This window comes from Nocardia carnea, from assembly GCF_029869215.1.
In the GTDB taxonomy this organism is placed as follows: Bacteria; Actinomycetota; Actinomycetes; order Mycobacteriales; family Mycobacteriaceae; genus Nocardia; species Nocardia carnea_B.
Map to the genome: position 1 here is coordinate 1 of NZ_JARWPM010000094.1, position 20,226 is coordinate 20,226.

Sequence of the window (20,226 nt, forward strand, 5' to 3'; positions counted from 1 at the left end):
TTGGGGCGCGTGGGCCGCCGCTTGCTAACCCGTCGCCGCCGCCCGGAAGCAGCTGAACGCCCTCTCGGACGACACCTACGGCGCGATGATCCGTACCGCGCTCGAGGAAGTCGCGGAGTCGATCGAGGAGCGATCCACCGCACCCCGCCCGAGTGCGCCGGGGCCGCGATCCTGAACTGAGCGGGCATGCGATCCCGAGCGGCGACGAACAGCGCAGCCCCCGCAACACTTTTGCGCCGCCGGTGCTCGGGCGCTTTCCAGAAGGCCGGTAGCTGCCGAGTGCGGCGTGCGCACCGCACCCGGCGGCCAGGCGGTTCAGCTCCTTCGGTGAACCCAGTCCGTCACCGGAGGCGCCCGCTCAGTTGCCGGAGCCGACGATGGCGGTGACCCGGATCTCCACGCGCATATCGGCGAGACCGAGCACCGTGACCCCGGTTTCGGTCCAGATCGGCGCGCGACCGCCCATACGCCGGCGGAACTGCTCGGCCATCACCAGGTTGTGGTCGTCGCCGATGACGTCGTCCCCTGGTGCGACCTTGTGATAAGAGTTGACGTGGATGACGTCCTTCCAGGTCGCGCCGACCGTGGCGAGCGTGCGCTCCACGTTGTCGAAGGCCCGGACGATCTCTTCTTCCAGTGATTCGGGTATGGCCAGATCGTCATCGACCCCGGCCTGACCCGAGATCTCGACCCGGTCGCCGACGCGGACCGCCCCGCTGTAACCGAGGGCGGCGTGCAGCTTTTCGCCGTGGCCCGGAGCGATGCCGAAGGTGACGGTGCTCATATTGCTCACTCTTCCTGTTCAGAGGGTCGCGCTTCCTCTCGAATGAGTTCACGCGTAAAGTCAGGCTAGCGCTGCATGACTTCAAGCGCAAAGTGATGGCGGCCTCCCTTCCGCGACGAGGGGAGGCCACGAACTGCACGGGAGGACCCATGACCGGCGCGGACGAGCGCGAGGACGACGCGGAACTGCGATGGCTCGACGAGCGGGAGAAAGCGGCATGGACCGGACTGATCTCCCTCCTCCTGCTGCTGCCGGGCAAGCTGGAATCGCCGTTGCGCCAGGAGCACGGACTCACCCTGTTCGAATACCTCGTGCTCAGCCACCTCTCCGAGGCCCCGCAGCGCACGCTGCGGATGGGCGAACTCGCCTTCCTCGCCAGCGGGTCGCTCTCCCGGCTGTCCAATGTCGTCAAACGCTGCGAACAACGCGGCTGGATCATCCGGACACCCGACCCGGCCGACGGCCGATACACCCTCGCCGGGCTCACCGACACCGGCTTCGACATCATGCACCGGGCGGCGCCGACCCATCTGCGCGCCGTGCGCAGCATCGTCCTCGACTCGCTCGATGCGACCGACCAGAAGGCCCTCATCCGCATCGCCGAGAAGCTCCACATCGTCCCCGACGATTTCGGCTGACAATCGCGGCGGGCAGTTGCTCATATGGCCGTCCGGCCGGCGCCTGACTAGGGTCGGCGGGTGATCTCCTTCCGGACCGCCGGGCGGGCAATATCCGTGGTCGTCGCAGCTGTTCTCACCCTGTTGATCCTCGTTCCGCAAGTCCGGTTGTACCGGGATGAACAGCCCCGCGCCGATATCGTCGCCCAATTGCGTTTTCTCCGCGCGGAACTCGGCGCGGGTCTCGGCGAGAAGATGCAGGGCATGTTCCCCGAGGGGCATTTCTTTTCCCACGTCCTGTACGGGTTGGCGTGGACCGATATCGCGCGCGGCGATGCGGCGTACCGGGACGAGGCGCTGCGGGAAGCGCGCTGGGCGCTGGATCGGCTCGACTCGCCTTCGGGCCGAGCCGCTTTCGATTCCGAACTGCGGCCGGCGTACGGGGTCTTCTACGTCGGATGGTCCAGCCGATTACGTGGGGCGGTGGTCGAGCTGGCCGGGCCCGGCGCACCGGAAACGGCACGGTTCGCCGCCGATTGCGCGGCACTGGCCACAGCCTTCGCGACGGACGGGCCGTTTCTCGAGGCCTATCCGGGCCAGGCCTGGCCCGTGGACAGTGTGGTCGCGGTCGCGGCGCTACGGCTACACGACCGGATGGTCGAACCGCGTTTCGCGCGGACGGTTTCGGAATGGTCGGCGGCGGCGCGCGCCCGGCTGGACCCCGCGACAGGATTGCTTCCACACGTGGCCACACCCCGGACCGAGGGCGCTCGCGGTTCGTCGCAAGCGCTGATCCAGCGGTTCCTGCCGGAAATCGACGCGGCCTGGGCCGACGGACAGTACGAACTTTTCCGCCGCGCCTTCCTCGACAACCCGCTCGGCCTGCCGGGAGTGCGGGAGTATCCGCACGGGCGCGACGGTGCGGGCGATGTGGACTCCGGACCGCTGATCCTCGGGGTCAGCGCCTCGGCGACGGTGGTCGCACTCGGCGCGGCCCGGGTGCACGGCGACCGGTCCCTCGCCGGGCCGCTCACCGGCCTCGGGGAAGGACTCGGCGTTCCGGTCACACTCGGCGCAACCAAGCGCTACGCCTTCGGGGTCCTCCCTATCGGCGACGCCTTCCTGGCCTGGTCGTTCGCCACACCGGCCGGAGCCCCCGCCTCTTTCCCGGCGGTGGTCTCCTGGTGGTGGCGCCTGCCCTGGCACACTCTCGCCCTCGCGATCATCGTGTTGCTGTGGTGGCCGGTGGTTCGCGAATCGGCTATCCGGCGAACCCGGGGACGGTCGCCTGCAGCACCGCCTCGGAGAGGGCACTGGTGCGCAGGGCTGTTATCTCCTGGTACCCGGGGTCGCGGACCATCTGCAGGAACGTCTCCCGGCTGGGGTAGCGGACGAGCAGCACGGCGTCCCAGGCCTGGCCGTCCTCGGCGACCAAGGCGGTGGAACCCTGACCCGAATAGATGAGCTCGGCGCCGTACTTCTTCAGGAAGGGCGCCGCGGCACGGGCGTATTCCTGGTAGGTCTGTGCACCGTCCGGAGCGAAGCGCAGCAGGTTGAGCATGACCACCGGACCACCGGGGTCCTCGCTGAGCAAGCGCTGGAGATCGGCTCTACCGGGGTCGACGGCCATGGTCACCTTCTCTCACGACGGATGCGGCGCTGCCATCCTAATTCGCGGGAGCATCCGCGCCTATGGCCGCGCAGGACAGCGCGGCCGGCCGAAGTGGGCATTCAGGACGTGGTGAGCTTCGCGAAGTCGGGGGCGTACACGGTCATCCAGTGTGGGCGCAAGCGATAGAACACGACCTCGTGGTCCCAGTCGAAGCCGTCGGCGCCGTAATGGTCCTTGAAGTAGGCCAGCAGCTCCGGCCATTCGGGATCCGGCTCGCCACTCGCCGGATTCAGCACGTCCGCCGTGCCGTGGGTGAACACGCCGAGATCCTCACCGACCATATGCGCGACACTGGCAGCCGGGCGGGCGGCGAGGTGGCGGGCCTTGGCGGCGTTACGCGCGGTGCCGAAGTACCACCTGCCGTGCAGGAAGTGCCCGTCCACACCGCTGATCCGCGGCTCGCCCTTGGCGGTCACGGTGGACAACGCGAGGGTGCGCATACCGGTGAGGACGGCGGTGAGCTGTTCCGCGGTCAGGGTGCTGTCGGCGGCGATGATCGAGCGGAGGTGAGCGGTGGAGCCCGCGAGGGAGGCGTCGAGCAGGGCTTGAAGTGCGGCGAGTTCTTCCGGCGTTTCACGCATTGCCCCACGTTAACCGCGTCCGGGCCCGCCGCGATTGACCGAAATTGCTCTTGTTCTTCCGCGCGTGGCTACGGGGAGTACGTCCGCTCGGCGCGCCACAGCGACCGTTCGTCGCAATCGTCCGACCGTCCGGTACCCATCGGTTAACTTCATGTGACAGGCATGTCCACTCGCTGTACAGGAGTTGCCCGATGGGGACAATCGAATACCTGAAAACCGACCCCGACCGGCCACCGGTCGGCGTGGTCGACCGCTCCCCGATCACGCCCGCCAAAAAGGCGATCTTCGCGGCGATCGCGCTGCTCGGCGCGGTGGCGTGGACGATCCTCGCGATCGCGCGCGGCGAGTCGGTGAATGCCGTGTGGATCGTGATCGCCGCGGTCTGCACCTACATCATCGCCTACCGGTTCTATGCCCGGTTGATCGAATACAAGGTGGTCAAACCGCGCGACGACGTCGCGACGCCCGCCGAGATCCTGGACAACGGCAAGGACTTCATGCCGATGGACCGGCGGGTGCTGTTCGGGCACCATTTCGCCGCCATCGCGGGTGCCGGCCCGCTGGTGGGTCCGGTGCTGGCGGCGCAGATGGGTTATCTGCCGGGCACGATCTGGATCATCGTCGGCGTGGTCTTCGCCGGTGCGGTGCAGGACTACCTGGTGCTGTGGGTGTCGATGAAGCGGCGCGGCCGCAGCCTCGGGCAGATGGCGCGCGACGAGCTCGGCGCGATCGGCGGCGTCGCCGCGATCATCGGTGTGCTCGCGATCATGATGATCCTGCTGGCGGTGCTGGCGCTGGTCGTGGTGAATGCGCTGGCGGAAAGCCCGTGGGGTGTTTTCTCCATCGCGATGACCATTCCCATCGCCCTGTTCATGGGTGTGTACCTGCGGTATCTGCGGCCGGGCGCGGTCGGCGAGATCTCGGCGATCGGATTCGTCCTGCTGATCCTGGCGATCATCGCGGGCGGCTGGGTCAACGAGAACGAGACCTGGGCCAACTGGTTCACCTTCTCGCCGGTCACCATCTCCTGGATGCTGATCGCCTACGGTTTCGTGGCCTCGGTGCTGCCGGTCTGGTTGCTGCTGGCGCCGCGCGACTACCTGTCGACCTTCATGAAGATCGGCACCATCTTCCTGCTGGCGATCGGCATCCTGGTCACCCTGCCCGTGCTGAAGGCGCCGGCCATCTCGGAGTTCGCGACCTCGGGCACCGGCCCGGCGTTCGCGGGCAGCCTGTTCCCGTTCCTGTTCATCACCATCGCCTGCGGTGCGTTGTCCGGGTTCCACGCGCTGGTGTCGTCGGGGACGACGCCGAAGCTGGTGGAGAAGGAATCGCACACCAAGATGATCGGCTACGGCGGCATGCTGATGGAGTCGTTCGTGGCGGTGATGGCCATCATCACCGCGTCGATCATCGACCAGCATCTGTACTTCGCCATGAACGCCCCCGCCGGCGCGACCGGGGGTACCGCCGAAACCGCGGCTGCCTATACGAACGGTCTGGGCCTGTCGGGGCCGCCGACCACCGGCGCCGCGCTGGACCAGGCGGCGGCCGATGTCGGTGAGGAATCGGTGATCTCCCGGACGGGCGGCGCACCGACCCTCGCGATCGGTATCTCGGAGGTGTTCGCCGGCTTCCTCGGCGGCGCCGGGATGAAGTCGTTCTGGTACCACTTCGCGATCATGTTCGAGGCGCTGTTCATCCTCACCACGATCGACGCGGGCACCCGCGTGGCACGGTTCATGCTCTCGGATTCGCTCGGTAACCTGCGCGGCCCGGCCCGGAAGTTCTCCGACCCGTCCTGGCGGGTCGGGGCCTGGTTGTGCTCGGCCCTCGTGGTGGCCGCGTGGGGTTCGATTCTGCTGATGGGTGTCACCGACCCGCTGGGCGGTATCAATGCGCTGTTCCCGCTGTTCGGTATCGCCAACCAACTGCTGGCGGCGATCGCACTGGTGGTGGTGCTGACCATCCTGGTGAAGAAGGGCCTCACAAAGTGGGCCTGGATACCGGGGATCGCGCTCGCCTGGGATCTGATCGTCACCATGACCGCCTCCTGGCAGAAGATCTTCTCCGCCGATCCGAAGGTGGGTTACTGGAAGCAGAACAGCATCTGCCGCGCCGCCCGCGACGCCGGTGAACTGTGCCTGACGGCCAAGACCCCCGACAACGTGGACGCGGTGATCCGCAATACGTTCATCCAGGGCACGCTGTCGATCGTCTTCGCGGTGCTGGTGCTGATCGTGGTGCTGGCCGGTGCGTGGGTGTGCTACCGGGCGTGGAAATCCGGCGGAACCTCCACCACGGAATCGCCGGAGGAACCGTCGAAGATCTTCGCGCCCAGCGGTTTCCTCCCGACCAAGGAGGAGAAGGACGTGCAGCGGCAGTGGGACGACCTGATCGCCAAGGGTGAGGTCGCGGTGCCGGGCGCGGCGCACGCGGAGGTTCGCAGTTGATTCGCCGCGCCGCCCCGGACCACGACACCGCCCCGGCGTCCCGGCGGGAAACCGCTGGGCGTGCGGGCGCGGCCGCGGTGGTCCGGGCGGCGCGCGCGGTGCTCTGGTATCTGGACTCCGTCCTCGGCGGGCAGGACTACCAGCGCTACGTCGCCCATATGCGCCGGGCGCATCCCGGCAAACCGATCGCCGACAAAGGTAGTTATTGGCGCGAACGCTATGCGGATGCGGAGCGCAATCCCGGCACCCGCTGCTGCTGACCGGCCTGCCGTCGCCGAGGCAGACCGGTCCATCGGCCGGCGGGAAGCCGCCCGATCTTCGGCAGACCGCGCCCGCCCGAACTGGACGGGCGCGGTGTCTGCTGATCGCCGCAACCGGCGTGGGTGCTGTCGCGGATCGACGTGCCGCGCGCCGGTACCCGACCAGCGGCCCGGGCTGGTTCCCGCAGGCCTGCGGGCCGGGGAAGGGTTCTCCGGACGCGCCGACGCCGGTGTCCGTTTTCCGCTAGCTTCGGCTCACCCGACCTGACATCGTGGGTCGGGTGAGCATCACGACCCTGGATTTCGAGCGCTGCTACCGCGCGGTGACCGCGCGCGATTCCCGGTTCGACGGCCAGTTCTACACCGCCGTCCGCACCACCGGGATCTACTGCCGGCCGTCGTGCCCGGCGATCACCCCGAAACCCGCGAACGTGACCTTCCTCCCGACGGCCGCCGCCGCGCAGCAGGCCGGTTACCGCGCCTGCCGCCGCTGCCTGCCCGACGCCGCGCCCGGTTCCCCGTTGTGGAATACACGGGCCGATCTCGCGGCGCGGGCGATGCGGCTCATCGGGGACGGCGTGGTGGAACGCGGCGGGGTGCCGGCGCTCGCGGCGACACTCGGCTACTCGCAGCGCCAGCTCACCCGGGTGCTCACCAGCGAACTCGGCGCCGGCCCGCTCGCTCTGGCGCGGGCCCACCGCGCGCATACGGCGCGGCTACTCATCCAGACCACGGCGATGCCGATGTCGGATATCGCGTTCGCCGCGGGGTTCGCCAGTATCCGGCAGTTCAACGACACCGTGCGCGAGGTGTTCGCCGTGAGCCCCAGCACCATGCGCGCGGAGGCACAGCGGCTGAGCCGCTCGGAGAAACAGCGGCTGAACGGCTCGGGGAAACAGGGGCCGAGCGAGTCGGAGCAACAGTGGGCGAGCCGGTCCGCGGGGCAGTCGCCGGACGGCGGGATCGCCCCCGCCGCGGGCGGAACCCTCACCCTGCGTCTGCCCTATCGCGCGCCGCTCGACCGTGACTGGCTCGAGTGGTTCCTCTCGGCCCACGTGACTCCGGGACTCGAACTGTGGCAGATTTCTCCCGACGGCGAAGGCACATATCTGCGAAATCTGCGCACCCCGCACGGTTACGCCGGGATACAGCTCAGTGTGCAGCCCGGCCATGTGCGCGCCGAACTGACACTGCGCGATATGCGCGATCTCGCGCCGGTGGTTGCCCGGATCCGGCACCTGCTGGACTTGGACGCCGACCCGGTCGCCGTCGACGAGGCACTGCTGGGCCCCGGCGAACCTCCGGGAGCGTCCGCCTCACACGCGGACGGTCTCCGGTTCACCCCCGGCATCCGGGTCCCCGGCTGCGCGGACGGCCCGGAACTGTTGCTGCGCACCATGATCGGGCAGCAGATCTCGGTGGCGGCGGCGAACACTCATACCGCCCGCCTGGTCGCGGCGCTCGGCGAACCGGTCGACGGGCCCGTGCCGCGGCTCTTCCCGACCCCGGCGGCGATCGCGGAGCACGGCGCGGAGGTGCTGGCCGGGCCGGCCCAGCGCATCCGGTCGATCACCACCGTCGCCGCCGCACTCGCCACCGGTGAGCTCACCTTGCACCAGGGCCGCACGGCCGCCGAACTACGCCGCGACCTCCTGGCGCTCCCGGGTATCGGCCCCTGGACCGCCGACTACGTGACGATGCGGCTGCTCGCCGACCCCGACATCCTGCTGCACACCGATCTCGTGGTCCGCCGCGGCGCCGCCCGGTACGGGATCGACCTCTCCGACACCACCCGCTGGTCGCCCTGGCGCTCGTACCTGTCCATGCAGCTGTGGCGCGCCGAACTGCGCGCTCGTGGCACAGCCGCCGCCACCGCGGCGAGCACGCCCGATTCCGATACGAAAGTGAGTACCCAGTGATGTCCGCACCCACCGTCTCCCCCGCCGCCACCCGGACCCGCACCGCCGATTTCGCGACTGTGGACACTCCGATCGGCCCGTTCACCACGATCGTCGCCGCGGACGGCGCGGTCCTCGCGGCGGGCTGGACCGCCACCCCGGAAGACCTGCGTGTTCTCGTCCACCCCGCCCTGCGCCCGGAGGAACTGCGGGCGCGTGCGGAGCTCGGCACGGTGACCACGGCCGTCACCGGCTATCACCGCGGCGACCTCACCGCGATCGATTCCGTCGCGGTACGGCAGCGTTCGGGCGAATTCCTGTCGCACGCCTGGGACGTGCTGCGCACGGTACCGGCAGGGGAACCCATCTCCTATACGGCCTTCGCTGCGCGCGCCGGCCGCCCGGCAGCCACCCGCGCGGCCGCCGGGGCCTGCGCCCGCAATGCCGCCGCGCTGTTCGTGCCGTGCCACCGCATACTCCGCACCGACGGAACCCTGGGTGGTTTCCGCTGGGGCCTGCCCGCGAAACGCTGGCTCCTCGACCACGAGGCGGCTGCCTGACGCCGTACCCGCCGCTCCCGCCTGGATCGTCCGGGATGGCTATGGCGCCGCGGCCGGCCGGACGGGCGATCGGCCGCGAGAGCTGTCGCCGGCACGAATAACGCCGCGCGGGCGACGAAGTGGTGGGGCGGCAGTCGTCAAGCGAGGACGGCCTGTACGTGCGAACCCTGGGGGCCGCGGATCACATGGAGCCGAGTGGGGATGCGCTGGCGCATCTCGTCGACATGGCTCACCACGCCCACCACCCGGCCGCCGGCGCGCAGCTCGTCGAGCACTCCCATCACGGCGTCCAGGGTGTCGGCGTCCAGGCTGCCGAATCCTTCGTCGATGAACAGGGTGTCCAGGATGATTCCACCCGCCTCGGCGGCGACGGTATCCGCCAGACCCAGTGCCAGGGAGAGGGAGGCCATGAAGGTTTCACCACCTGAGAGCGTGCGGGCGGGGCGGACCGCGCCGGTGTAGTCGTCGTGGATATCGAGGCCCAGACCGCCGCGCCGGCCGTGCGTACCGGCGCGATCGGTGTGCACGAACTCGTAACGGCCGCCCGACATCCGGCGCAACCGCGCCGACCCTGCCACCGCGACCTCTTCCAATCGCGCCGCAAGCACGTAGGAGCGCAACGACATCCGGCGGTTGTTCTCCCCGCGGCCGGCCACCACCTCCGCCAGATCCGCCAATTCCCGATGCGCCCGCTGCGCCGGAGCGATCAGATCCACCGCCGCCCACAGCTGACCGCACAGGGTTTCCAGGCTGGTCACCCGTTGCACGGCGGCCCCGTGCACGGCCACCGCCTCGTCCAGTGCCTGCCGCGCCTTGTGCACCGCTTCCGCGAGACCGGCCTGATCACGGGGTTGGGCAGCGGCGGCGGCCCGCATCTCCGGCTCGTCCACCACGGCCTGCGCGGCCGCCCGCAAATCCTCGGCCGCCGCCAGCGCCGCCTCGATCTCCCCCCGCCGTTCCCGGGTGCGGGACGCGGCGGCGACAACGGGGGCATACGCGCGCAGGATTGCCCTGAGTTCCGCCGGCGCCCCGGCCGTCCCGGTTCCGCCGATTACTTCCGCAGACCCGGCCGGCTCGGTGACGCCCGATGTTCCGGAAAGTCTGAGCGCATCCCCCGATCCCAGCAAGTGGGGTCCAGGTACGACCACGTCGAAACCGGCCGCAGCCCCGAGCCTTTCGACCCGCGCGACACAAGCCGTCACCTTTTCCCACGCGGCCCGGGCGGCGGCATGGGCTTCCCGCCGCTCGCCCGCCGCGGCAATCAAGGCGTACAGGCGTTCGCGCCGGCGGCCGATCGTCCGGTCCCGCCCCGCCGCGGTCCGTAGTTTCCGTTCGATCTCGGTGAGCCGCGCATGCACCGTCTCGATCCGCGCCGCGACCGCGCCCGCCCGGGTTTCCGCCTCGCGCAGGGCGTCGTGCAGCGTGTTCTCGTCGGCGGCCAAGCGTGCGACTTCGGCGGCACATCCGCCGGCCGTGGCCGCCAGTTCCTCGGCGTCGGCGCACCGGTCGGTGGCCCGGTCGAGAGCCGCGGCCAGTTCCACCGGATCGGTTCCGCCGCCCCGCGCGATCAACGCTTCGATAACGCGCTCCACCTCGGCGATCGCGCTCTGGGCGCGGTCTCTGCTCAGCTCGGCGGCCTGCTCGGCCGCGACAGCCGCCGCCTCGTCGTCCGCGGAGACCGCGGAGTTCCCCGGACGTGCGGGGCGCGGGTGCTCGGCGGAGCCACAGACCGCGCAAGCCTGTCCGTCGACGAGATGTCCGGCCAGTTCCGCGGCCATCCCGGCCAGCCGCCGCTCCCGCAGATCCAAGACTCGCTCACGAGCCTCGAGATGCGCCGCGCGTGCGGTATCGGCGTCGACCCGTGCACGGTCGAGACGGGTTCGCGCTCCCGCCAGTTCGACCGCTGCCGTGGCCGCGGCCCGCAACCGCTCGTGTTCGGCCCGCAGCCCGGGCAACGCCGCCTCGGCTTCGCCGGCCTCGCGGGCCCGAGCTCGGGCCGCGCCGACGATCTCCGGCAACTGTGCCCGTCGCTCGGTCAGGGTCGCCACCCTGTCCCGCAGTTCCACCTCGGCCTCGCGTAATTCGCCGAGTTCGATACGCAGCTTCTCGGCCACAGCCGCATCGGCCCGGATCTCGTCGAGTTTGCCCAGCACGGCGCTCCACCCGCGGATCGCGGTATCCAGCCGGAGATCCTCGTCGAGTCCGGGCGCAGGAGTATCGGGGCGCCACTCCGCGATACCCCGGTCGCTGTCGATCTCGCCAGTTCGGTGATCGCTCACCGGCGTATCCCTGCGATCACTCACGGCAGTGCCGCTGTCGCCACTCGCCAGGTCGAGGTACTCGGCCCGGGCGCCCGGCCCGTCCGCGGATCCGGAGTCGGCGCCCTCCGGCCGAACCAGGTGAATCCCTGGAATATCTCCGCTTTCCGGCTCCTCCGCCAGGCGGATCAACCGCCGTGCCGCCGTATCCGCCTGCTCGTCACACCCGTGGGCGGCCTCCATCGCCGCTTCCGCTTCCAGCAGGGCGGCGGCTACCGGTTCGGCACGCCGGGCGCGATCCAGTTCGGCCCGGTCCGCTTCGCGCTGTGCGGCACCGGCGGCGTAATCGTCGAGTTGCCGCTGGGCGAGGGCGAGACGGCGGCGCTGTTCGGCCGCGCGGCGTTCGTTCTCGGCCTCGCCGTCGGCGTGTGCCGATTCCTCCCGGCGCAATTCCAGTTCCCGCTGTGCCATCTCGAGGTCGCCGCGGGCAGTGCCGAGCAGATCCTGCGACCATTCGACCGCGTCGAGGATGTCGATCCGTTCGGTGCGGTCGATACCGGCGGTCACCGCGACCCGGGTGATCAGTTCCTCGACATTGCGCTGCTGGGCGCCGATCTGTTCCCCGGAGGACTTGCGCTGTGCCGTGAGCCATTGTTCTGCCGTGCCGAACCGGCCGGTATCGAACAGTTTCTCCAGCAGCCGCTCCCGGTCCTCGTTCTCGGCGCGCAAGAATTTCGCGAAATCGCCCTGCGGTAAGAGAACGACCTGGAAGAACTGATCGGCGCTCATCCCGAGCAGGCGGATGACCTCGTCACCGATCTCGTTGATCCGGGACAGGTTGGTTCCCCGCCCGTCCAGCCAGGTCAACGTGGCCTTGGCGTTCTCCACCCGGGTTCCGCTGCCGCGCAGCTTCGGCCGTTCGAATTCCGGGCTGCGGGTTATCCGTACCCGGCGGCCACCCAGGGTCGCCTCGAGAACGACCTCCGGCCGGGTCTGCGCCGGTGCGTGATCGGAATGCAGCCGTTTGTCCCCTCGCGCGCCGGGCACCCGGCCGTAGAGCGCGTAGGCGATGGCGTCGAGGATGGTGGTCTTACCCGCACCCGTCCGGCCGTGCAGCAAGAACAACCCGTCCGCGCCGAGAGCCTCGAAATCGACCTCGGTGGTACCGGCGAACGGGCCGAACGCCGTCATCTCCAGCCGGTGCAACCTCATGCGGTGAGTTCCGTTCCGGCCTCCGCCGGTTCCGGGGCGCCGCCGGCCTCCGGTTCGCGCACCGCCGCGGCCAGCGCCCTGCTCAGCCACTGCATCTCGGACGCACTGGGTTCGCCGCGAACGTCGGCGAGGAAGGTGCGGGCGATCTCGGCATCGTCGCGCCCGCGCACCCGTTCCCGGTATTTCAGCACCGGGCCGGCCTGCGGTCGCTCCCATTCCAGATGCACGGCGTAGGGAAACCGTTCGCGCAGTTTGCGCATGGCATCCACCGGGCGCGCGTAATCGGTGAGAGTCACCGAGACGTAGTGCTGTTCGGCCGGCGCCCAAGCGGAATCGGTGAGCAGTTGATCCAGCGTGCCGGTGAGTTTGCTGAGCCCGCGGACGGCGGGTAACTCGTGCCCGTGCACGCGGGCCGGGCCGGTGGCATCCAGATCCACCAGCCACACCTTTTTCCGATGCGAACTCTCCCCGAAGGAGTACGGCAGCGGCGAACCCGAATAGCGCACCGATTCGGCGAGGGTCTGCGGAGAATGCAGATGCCCCAGGGCCACGTAGTCGGCCCCGAGGTCGGTGAACAGGTGCAGCGGCACCGTCTCCACTCCGCCCACCGAAATCGAACGTTCCGAACCCCCGGCGATCCCGCCGACGACGAAGGCGTGCGCCAGTACCACCACGCGGGCCTCCGGGCGCTCGGCCGCGTCGGCGCGGATACGGTCGAGGACGGCGGTCAGTACCTCGGCATGGGAACGCGCCTGCGGAACGCCGAGCTCGGCCCGGCAGATCTCCGGCTCGAGGTACGGGATCCCGTAGAAGGCGACTTCGCCGTGGGAATCGGAGAGCAGGACGGGCAGGTGCGAATCGGCCACGGTGGTGCGCAGATACAGACCACCCGCGGCCGCGAAACTGGCTCCGGCACCGAGCCGGGCGGGCGAATCGTGATTACCGGAGGTGGCCACGATCCGGGCACCGGCCGCCCGGATCGCCTCGAACCCCCTGTTGCACACGGCAATCGCATCGGCGCTGGGGATCGACCGGTCGTAGACATCGCCCGGGAGCACAACGGTGTCCACCCCCTCCGCGGCCACGAGTTCGGCTATCGCCCCGAGGACCCGCGCCTGGTCGGCCAGCAGGTCCACGCCGTGAAAGGTGCGCCCGATATGCCAGTCCGACGTATGCAGGATTCGCATGACCGCGAACTTAGGGCAACCCACCGACAGCTTTCAATGCGAATCCGATTACCGGCAACGCCACACCGGCAACACGCCGACGCCGTTGCCGCTCCGCCCATCCGGCCGAACCCGCGCCCTGGGCCGTGTCCCAGTAGGTCCACTGTCTCTTATGCGCCAAAGTGGCGGCCGCCACGCAGCTCCCTTGACGGTCATGAAACCGCCCGCCGAGCACGGTTTCCGCACAATCGTGGCGCCGGACCCGCCGTGCCGTAACACGGGCGACCACTCCGGGCGATAGTGTTCATTACGTGGCTGCTTCCCAACGAGTGAATTCCCGGGTGCCCGCGCCGCAACGTTCGTTACTGCCGACGGTGCCGGGCGTGCCCGCGTACGCCGCGGTCCTGATCGCGGCGGCGTGCACCTTCGTGGGCTTCCTCATCGATGCCCTCGGCGACGTCACGGACCTCACCGGCACCTTCAGCGCGTTCTATATCGTCGGTTGTCTCGCGGCCGTGGCCGCTGTCCGGTTCCGCGGCCTGTTCACCACGATGGTGTTACCGCCGCTGCTGCTGTTCGTCGCGGTACCGATCGCCTATCGCCAGCTCACCGGGAGCAGCACCGCCTCGCTCAAGGACATCCTGCTGAACCTCGCCATCCCGCTGGTGCACCGCTTCCCGCCGATGATGCTGGCCACCGTGCTGGTACTGATCATCGCCGGTATCCGGATCGCCCAGGACCGCTCGGAGCGGTCGGCGCGCGAGACCGCCGAAGCACGCCGCGGGACGAGCTGGGGGCGCAGCGAACGCCGCGCGAACCGTGCCGAGTCCCGCAGCCGGGCCGAGCGGCCACGGCGCGACAGCGCGCAACGCCCCGGCCGCGGACAATCGAAGCGGCCCGTCGGCAGCGAGGGAAAACCGGCGCGCGGTGGTAAACCGTCCCGCGCCGAAACGCTGGCCGCACGCTCCAAGGCGAGTTCGCGGACGAAGGCGAAATCCCCCCGGCCGAAGCGGCCCGAGAAGCCCGAACCCGACTACACCCGCGAGCCCGCCCCGGAACCTCCGCGCGGCCGCGGTCGCTCCGCGGCGGAGCAGCCGGGCCGCGCGGCTCGGTCCCGCGAGGTCCACCCGCAGCGCCCACCGCGGCCGGCGGCACCGGTCCCGGAGGATCCGGCGCGAGCCCGGCCCCGCCGGGGCGGCGGCGAACCGCCCCGCCAGCCCCAGGTCGCCCGGTTCCGCGATCGGGAGCCGATTCCGGAGCGGCGGCGGCCGGAACGAATGTGATCCGCCGCAGCGACGGGCCGGGGTCCGCCGGCCGCACGCCGCCGCCCCCCGGACCCGGCCGTCGCTCGGAATCAGGTCGGCAATGGCCGGGCCGGTAGTAAGAACATCGACAGCCCGAGCTCGGTGACAGAGCCCGGGCCGCTGGTCGGCCCGGAACCAGCGTCCCGATCACAACGCGGCGTTCGGGCCCGCTGGTACGGCCGTACCTATCTTTGTCAGCGCCGGGCGGCGCGCAATTCCCGGGGCAGGGCGAAGACCAGGGTTTCGTTCGCGGTGGTCACCGGCTGCACCTCACCGAAACCGTGTTCGGCGAGCATGTCCAGCACGCCCCGCACCAGAATCTCCGGGACCGACGCACCCGAGGTGATCCCCACCGTGCGCACGCCCTCCAGCCAGGCCGGGTCCACTTCGCGCGCGTAATCGACCAGGTACGCCGCCTTGGCGCCGGCTCCCAGCGCAACCTCCACCAGCCGCACCGAGTTCGACGAATTCCGGGAGCCGACCACGATCACCAGATCGCATTCCGGCGCCATCGCCTTCACCGCGACCTGCCGGTTCTGCGTGGCGTAACAGATATCGTCGCTGGGCGGATCCTGCAGCGCCGGGAACTTCTCCCGCAGCCTGGATACGGTCTCCATGGTCTCGTCCACGCTGAGCGTGGTCTGCGACAGCCAGATCACCTTCGATTCGTCGCGCACCCGCACCGCGTCCACCGCGTCCGGCCCGTCGACGAGCTGCACATGATCGGGGGCCTCACCGGCGGTGCCTTCGACCTCCTCGTGGCCTTCGTGGCCGATCAGCAGGATGTCGTAGTCGTCGCGGGCGAAACGTTTGGCTTCCTGATGGACCTTGGTGACCAGCGGGCAGGTGGCGTCGATGGTGCGCAGATTGCGTTCGGCGGCGGTCGCGTGCACCGCCGGGGACACACCGTGCGCCGAGAACACCACCAGCTCCCCTTCGGGCACCTCGTCGGTGGTGTCGACGAAGACCACCCCGCGCTCGCGCAGGGTTTCCACCACATGGCGGTTGTGCACGATCTCCTTGCGGACATAGATCGGGGCGCCGTGTTTCTCCAGCGCCTTCTCCACGGTTTCCACCGCCCGGTCCACACCCGCGCAGTAGCCGCGCGGTTCGGCGAGTAGCACTCGTTTCCCCTCCGGAACCGCGGTGGCGGTGCCGGCGGAGCGAGCGATTCCGACGTTCAACGGTATTGCCGAGGACATGCCGACAGGATACGTGCGTGACTCCGGCACCGCCGAGCGCGTGCGCCCTCTTTTGCGGACGGTGTGCTATCGGGCAGGCTAGTACTATGTTTCGACCACCGTTCCTGGCCCGTGTCGCCGCCGGAGCCGCCGTCTACGTCCTCGAGGAGACGCGACGGCTGCCTTCCGCGGCGGTGAAATTTCCCGTCACCGCGGTGAGCCAGCTGCTGCAGACCGGTATGCACGTCCAGCAGTTCGTCACCAGTCTCGCGATCAAGGGTGATTCGGTTTTCGACCGGATCATCAACCGCCCGGAGCAGCAGCCGGAATGGGCCACGTTCGACGAGGATGACGAACTGCCCGTACGCACGCGCAGCGCGCCCGCGCCGGGCCGCGACAGCGAGTTCGACCGGTTCGACGCCGATCCGGCCGAGGTGGAACTGGCGTTGCAGGAAACCCTCGCCGGGCTGCGTGCCATGCAGAACGGTAACGCGGTACCCGAGGCCGCCACCTTCGACACCGGGGAGTGGGAGGCGCGGATCGCGGCCGAGCCCGAGCCGGACGCCGACCTCGCGGCCGACGCCGCAACGGAGGCAGAGACGGCGGACGACACCGCGCCGGAGGCCGAGACTGCGCCTGCCCCGGAGCCGGAAGCCGAGGCGGCAGCCGAAGCCGCGACCGACCCCGCGCCCGCGGAACCGGAAACTCCCGGCGACCCCGAACCCGAACTTCCCGAGGTCGGCGCCCGCTACGACTACCCGAACATGACGCTTGCCCAGTTGCGGGGCCGGCTGCGCACCCTCACCGTCGCCGATCTGGTCGCCCTCCTCGACTACGAGCAGCGCACCCGGGACCGCGCGGCGTTCGTCACCATGCTGACCAACCGGATCGCCACCGTGCGCGCCCAGTGACGGAAGCCCAGTCGGGCGCCGCGGCCGGCCGGGCCGATTCCGGCCGGCCGGGTGCGCCCGCCAATTCCGCCGAACAACCGTGGCCGGTGCGTTCGGTGGCGATGAAGGTCGCCCAGTGGATCGACCGGCTCGGCAGTATCTGGGTCGAGGGTCAGCTGACCCAGATCAATCTGCGGCCGGGCACTCGCACCGCCTTCCTCGTCCTACGCGACCCCGCCGCCGATATGTCGCTCTCGGTGACCTGCGACCCCGCCCTGCTCCGTAACGCCCCCGTACCGCTGCAGGAAGGCAGCCGGGTGGTGGTGTACGGCAAATTCGCGTTCTTCACCGGCCGCGGCACCCTGTCGCTGCGGATCACCGAGATCCGGCCGGTCGGGGTCGGTGAACTGCTCGCCCGGATCGAGCGGCTCAAAGCGCTGCTGGCCGCGGAGGGCCTGTTCGACGAACGGATCAAACGTCCGGTCCCCTTCCTGCCCGCGACCGTCGGGTTGATCACCGGACGCGGCAGCGCCGCCGAACACGATGTGCTGAGCGTGGCCCGGGCCCGCTGGCCCGCGGTGCGTTTCGAGGTGCGGAACACCGCCGTACAGGGGCCGACTGCCGTCCCGCAGATTCTGGACGCGCTGGCCGGCCTCGACCGCGATCCGGCCGTCGAGGTGATCGTGCTGGCCCGCGGCGGCGGCAGTGTCGAGGATCTGCTGCCGTTCTCCGACGAGACCCTGTGCCGCGCGATCGTCGCCGCGACCACCCCGATCGTCAGCGCGATCGGCCACGAACCCGATTCGCCGCTGTCCGACCTGGTCGCCGACCTGCGCGCCGCCACCCCCACCGATGCCGCCAAACGCATCGTCCCGGACGCCGCGGCCGAAATCGCACTGATCCGGGAACTGCGCGACCGCTCGGCGGCCGCCCTGCGCGGCTGGGTCCAGCGGGAGGCCGCCGCCCTGGCGCAGCTGCGGTCGCGTCCCGTTCTGGCCGATCCGTTGCGCGAACTCGGGCATCGGCACGACGAGATCGAACGCCTGCGCACCGCCGCCCGGCGGACTGTGTCGGATCTGATCCGCACCGAAACCACCGGTACCGATCACCTGCGCCACCAGTTGACCGCCGTGGGCCCGGCCGCGACCCTGGCCCGCGGCTACGCTGTCGTGCAGCGGCTGTCCGGCACCGAACGCCATGTGGTGCGCAGTATCGAGGACGCGCCCCCGGGCAGCCAGTTACGGATCCGCGTCGGTGACGGCGCGATCTCCGCCGCCGGACTGGGCAGTACACCGCTGGGTGAGCGTCGCGCCCCAGCGCGTGAGCCCGGCGCCGGCAACCACCCCGACAACACCGAGAGGACCTGATCCGTGGCCGATACCAGCGCCGACGACGAACTGGCCGAGATCGCCGGGTTCGGTTACGAACGTGCCCGCGACGAACTGGTCAACGTGGTGAAGATGCTGGAACAGGGCGGTATGGACCTCGACGACGCGCTCGCCCTGTGGGAGCGCGGCGAAGCACTGGCCAACCGCTGCGAACAGCATCTGGCCGGTGCCCGGCAACGGATCGAGAAGGCGCTCGCCGACTCCGATCAGGAGTGACGACCCGGTTCTACAGGGGCCGCGCGGCCGTCACCGCCGCGGCCAGCGTCTGGAACGCCGCCCGGTCGCCGGCTCCCCGGATCAGCACCCGGCTGTCACCGAAATCGGCGACCCACGCGGGTTCGGCGTCCGGTTCGTCGTACACCACCCATTTCTGCCCGCCGGTCTCCTCGGTCCCGGTGGCGGACCGGCGGCCGACGATATGGTCCACCAGCACGTCTTCGGTGGCATCGCTCTGGTTCAGCTGCATATACGTGCCGGACCCGGTGATGTAGCCGATCGTGCTCACCGCTCCGCCGCCGGTACCGGTGATGGTGTCGCGGCTCCCCGAATTCGGCTGCCAGTTCTCCGGCAGCGCCGGCTCTCGCACCGGGAAGGGCAGCGTCTGCGCGTCGGAACGCAGGGCCGCGGCGGCGTCGAAGCTCGGGACCGGTCCCGTCGTCGGCCCGTTGGCCGCGAAACTGCATTGACTGGTGAGTCCGGCGAAAACCACGGCGATCAGCACCAACGGAATCAGCGACCAGACCAGATCCCGGTAGTCGTTCATGATGCGTGGCTTCTTGTTCGGCACGTTCTCAGTATCCCTCGTGGTAGCGGCACGACCCGGCCCGCCCCCGGTACTGCCGTACCAGCTGATCATTTCCGCGGAACAGGCCAATGCGACAATTACGCCGAAGTTCCGACGCCAAGGAGGCACCCGCTATGACGGCATCCGCGACCCCTTCGAGCCGCCGCGAGGCGCCCGACCGCAACCTCGCGCTCGAACTCGTCCGTGTCACCGAGGCCGGTGCGATGGCGGCGGGCCGCTGGGTCGGGCGCGGCGACAAGGAAGGCGGCGACGGGGCGGCCGTAGATGCCATGCGGCAGCTGGTCAGCTCGGTGTCGATGCGCGGTGTCGTGGTGATCGGCGAGGGCGAGAAGGACGAGGCGCCCATGCTCTACAACGGAGAGAGCGTCGGTGACGGCACCGGCCCCGACGTCGACTTCGCGGTCGACCCGATCGACGGCACCACCCTGATGTCGAAGGGTTCCCCGGGCGCCATCTCGGTGCTCGCGGTCGCCGAACGCGGTGCCATGTTCGATCCCTCGGCCGTGTTCTACATGCACAAGATCGCGGTCGGCCCCGATGCGGCCGATGTGATCGATATCTCGGTGCCGATGGCGGAAAACATCCGCAAGGTCGCCAAGGCCAAGAATATGTCCGTCTCCGATCTCACCGTCTGCATCCTGGACCGGCCCCGGCACGCCGACCTCATCCAGGAGGTCCGCGACGCGGGCGCACGAATCCGGCTGATCTCCGACGGTGACGTGGCCGGCGCCATCGCCGCCGCCCGCCCCGATTCCGGCACCGATATCCTCGTAGGCATCGGCGGCACCCCCGAGGGCATCATCGCCGCCGCCGCGATGCGCTGTATGGGTGGCGTCCTGCAAGGCAAACTGGCCCCCAAGGACGACGAAGAACGCCAGAAGGCCATCGACGCCGGCCACGACCTCGATCGGGTGCTCGTCACCGAGGACCTGGTATCCGGCGACAACGTCTTCTTCTGCGCCACCGGCGTCACCGACGGCGACCTCCTGCGCGGTGTGCGCTACTACGGCGGCGGCGCCTCCACCCAGTCGATCGTCATGCGATCGAAGTCGGGCACCGTACGGATGATCGACGCCTACCACCGCCTCACCAAACTCCGCGAGTACTCATCGGTCGACTTCCACGGCGACGAACACGCCAACCCGCCCCTGCCGTGATTTTTTTCGGGGCCAGGCGCGCCCCCGGGGGGGGGGGGGG

17 protein-coding genes are annotated in these 20,226 nt (G+C 69.8%); 10 read left to right on the forward strand and 7 right to left on the reverse strand.

The features are described from left to right. Positions 1 to 358 precede the first annotated feature (358 nt). A complete protein-coding gene (locus QH276_RS05190) occupies positions 359 to 784 on the reverse strand; it encodes a Rid family hydrolase (RefSeq protein ID WP_280399059.1) in 426 nt (141 codons plus the stop codon). A gap of 149 nt (positions 785 to 933) precedes the next feature. On the opposite strand from QH276_RS05190, the gene QH276_RS05195 reads away from it, so the two are divergent. Continuing rightward, the gene (locus QH276_RS05195; protein ID WP_280399060.1) at positions 934 to 1,422 is read left to right on the forward strand and encodes a MarR family winged helix-turn-helix transcriptional regulator; all 489 of its coding nucleotides are present in this window, start codon (positions 934 to 936) and stop codon (positions 1,420 to 1,422) included. Positions 1,423 to 2,662: 1,240 nt separating this feature from the next. Here QH276_RS05195 and QH276_RS05200 read toward each other — a convergent pair. Beyond that, positions 2,663 to 3,031, reverse strand: coding sequence for a DUF1330 domain-containing protein (locus QH276_RS05200; protein ID WP_348536622.1), 369 nt, complete (start codon positions 3,029 to 3,031; stop codon positions 2,663 to 2,665). A gap of 101 nt (positions 3,032 to 3,132) precedes the next feature. After that, positions 3,133 to 3,654 (reverse strand): pyridoxamine 5'-phosphate oxidase family protein, encoded by a 522-nt coding sequence (locus QH276_RS05205; protein WP_280399061.1) that lies wholly within the window; start codon positions 3,652 to 3,654, stop codon positions 3,133 to 3,135. 191 nt (positions 3,655 to 3,845) lie between these two features. On the opposite strand from QH276_RS05205, the gene QH276_RS05210 reads away from it, so the two are divergent. The 4 genes from QH276_RS05210 to QH276_RS05225 all read left to right on the forward strand — a co-directional run bounded on the left by QH276_RS05210 (position 3,846) and on the right by QH276_RS05225 (position 8,825). After that, positions 3,846 to 6,107, forward strand: coding sequence for a carbon starvation CstA family protein (locus QH276_RS05210; protein WP_280399062.1), 2,262 nt, complete (start codon positions 3,846 to 3,848; stop codon positions 6,105 to 6,107). Beyond that, positions 6,104 to 6,367, forward strand: a complete 264-nt coding sequence (locus tag QH276_RS05215) for a YbdD/YjiX family protein (RefSeq protein WP_348536623.1) — start codon at positions 6,104 to 6,106, stop codon at positions 6,365 to 6,367. The genes QH276_RS05210 and QH276_RS05215 overlap by 4 nt, the downstream gene beginning before the upstream one ends. Before the next feature lie 272 nt (positions 6,368 to 6,639). Then, positions 6,640 to 8,286 (forward strand): Ada metal-binding domain-containing protein, encoded by a 1,647-nt coding sequence (locus QH276_RS05220; RefSeq protein ID WP_280406643.1) that lies wholly within the window; start codon positions 6,640 to 6,642, stop codon positions 8,284 to 8,286. Then, on the forward strand, positions 8,286 to 8,825 hold the full coding sequence (locus QH276_RS05225; RefSeq protein ID WP_280399064.1) for a methylated-DNA--[protein]-cysteine S-methyltransferase: 540 nt from the start codon (positions 8,286 to 8,288) through the stop codon (positions 8,823 to 8,825). The genes QH276_RS05220 and QH276_RS05225 overlap by 1 nt, the downstream gene beginning before the upstream one ends. Positions 8,826 to 8,962: 137 nt before the next feature. Here QH276_RS05225 and QH276_RS05230 read toward each other — a convergent pair whose 3' ends face one another. Continuing rightward, on the reverse strand, positions 8,963 to 12,295 hold the full coding sequence (locus QH276_RS05230) for an SMC family ATPase (RefSeq protein WP_280406644.1): 3,333 nt from the start codon (positions 12,293 to 12,295) through the stop codon (positions 8,963 to 8,965). After that, positions 12,292 to 13,482, reverse strand: a complete 1,191-nt coding sequence (locus QH276_RS05235) for an exonuclease SbcCD subunit D C-terminal domain-containing protein (protein ID WP_280398901.1) — start codon at positions 13,480 to 13,482, stop codon at positions 12,292 to 12,294. Before QH276_RS05235 ends, QH276_RS05230 begins: the two co-directional genes overlap by 4 nt. Positions 13,483 to 13,772: 290 nt before the next feature. On the opposite strand from QH276_RS05235, the gene QH276_RS05240 reads away from it, so the two are divergent. Further along, positions 13,773 to 14,744, forward strand: coding sequence for a DUF6542 domain-containing protein (locus QH276_RS05240; RefSeq protein ID WP_280398902.1), 972 nt, complete (start codon positions 13,773 to 13,775; stop codon positions 14,742 to 14,744). A 215-nt stretch (positions 14,745 to 14,959) separates the two neighbouring features. Here QH276_RS05240 and QH276_RS05245 read toward each other — a convergent pair whose 3' ends face one another. Beyond that, positions 14,960 to 15,967, reverse strand: coding sequence for a 4-hydroxy-3-methylbut-2-enyl diphosphate reductase (locus QH276_RS05245; RefSeq protein ID WP_280398903.1), 1,008 nt, complete (start codon positions 15,965 to 15,967; stop codon positions 14,960 to 14,962). A gap of 86 nt (positions 15,968 to 16,053) precedes the next feature. On the opposite strand from QH276_RS05245, the gene QH276_RS05250 reads away from it, so the two are divergent. From QH276_RS05250 to QH276_RS05260, 3 genes are all read left to right on the forward strand, one after another. Continuing rightward, positions 16,054 to 16,857, forward strand: coding sequence for a lipid droplet-associated protein (locus QH276_RS05250; protein WP_280398904.1), 804 nt, complete (start codon positions 16,054 to 16,056; stop codon positions 16,855 to 16,857). Between the two features lie 86 nt (positions 16,858 to 16,943). Then, positions 16,944 to 18,203, forward strand: coding sequence for an exodeoxyribonuclease VII large subunit (xseA, locus tag QH276_RS05255; protein ID WP_432278622.1), 1,260 nt, complete (start codon positions 16,944 to 16,946; stop codon positions 18,201 to 18,203). A 3-nt stretch (positions 18,204 to 18,206) separates the two neighbouring features. After that, positions 18,207 to 18,440 carry an exodeoxyribonuclease VII small subunit gene (locus tag QH276_RS05260; protein ID WP_280398906.1) on the forward strand — a complete coding sequence of 78 codons (234 nt, stop codon included), beginning with the start codon at positions 18,207 to 18,209 and terminating at the stop codon, positions 18,438 to 18,440. Positions 18,441 to 18,450: 10 nt separating this feature from the next. Here QH276_RS05260 and QH276_RS05265 read toward each other — a convergent pair whose 3' ends face one another. Beyond that, positions 18,451 to 19,011, reverse strand: a complete 561-nt coding sequence (locus QH276_RS05265) for a DUF4245 domain-containing protein (RefSeq protein WP_280398907.1) — start codon at positions 19,009 to 19,011, stop codon at positions 18,451 to 18,453. Between the two features lie 131 nt (positions 19,012 to 19,142). Between QH276_RS05265 and glpX the strand changes: the two genes are divergently transcribed. After that, positions 19,143 to 20,186 (forward strand): class II fructose-bisphosphatase, encoded by a 1,044-nt coding sequence (gene glpX, locus QH276_RS05270; RefSeq protein ID WP_280398908.1) that lies wholly within the window; start codon positions 19,143 to 19,145, stop codon positions 20,184 to 20,186. The last annotated feature ends 40 nt before the right edge of the window (positions 20,187 to 20,226 follow it).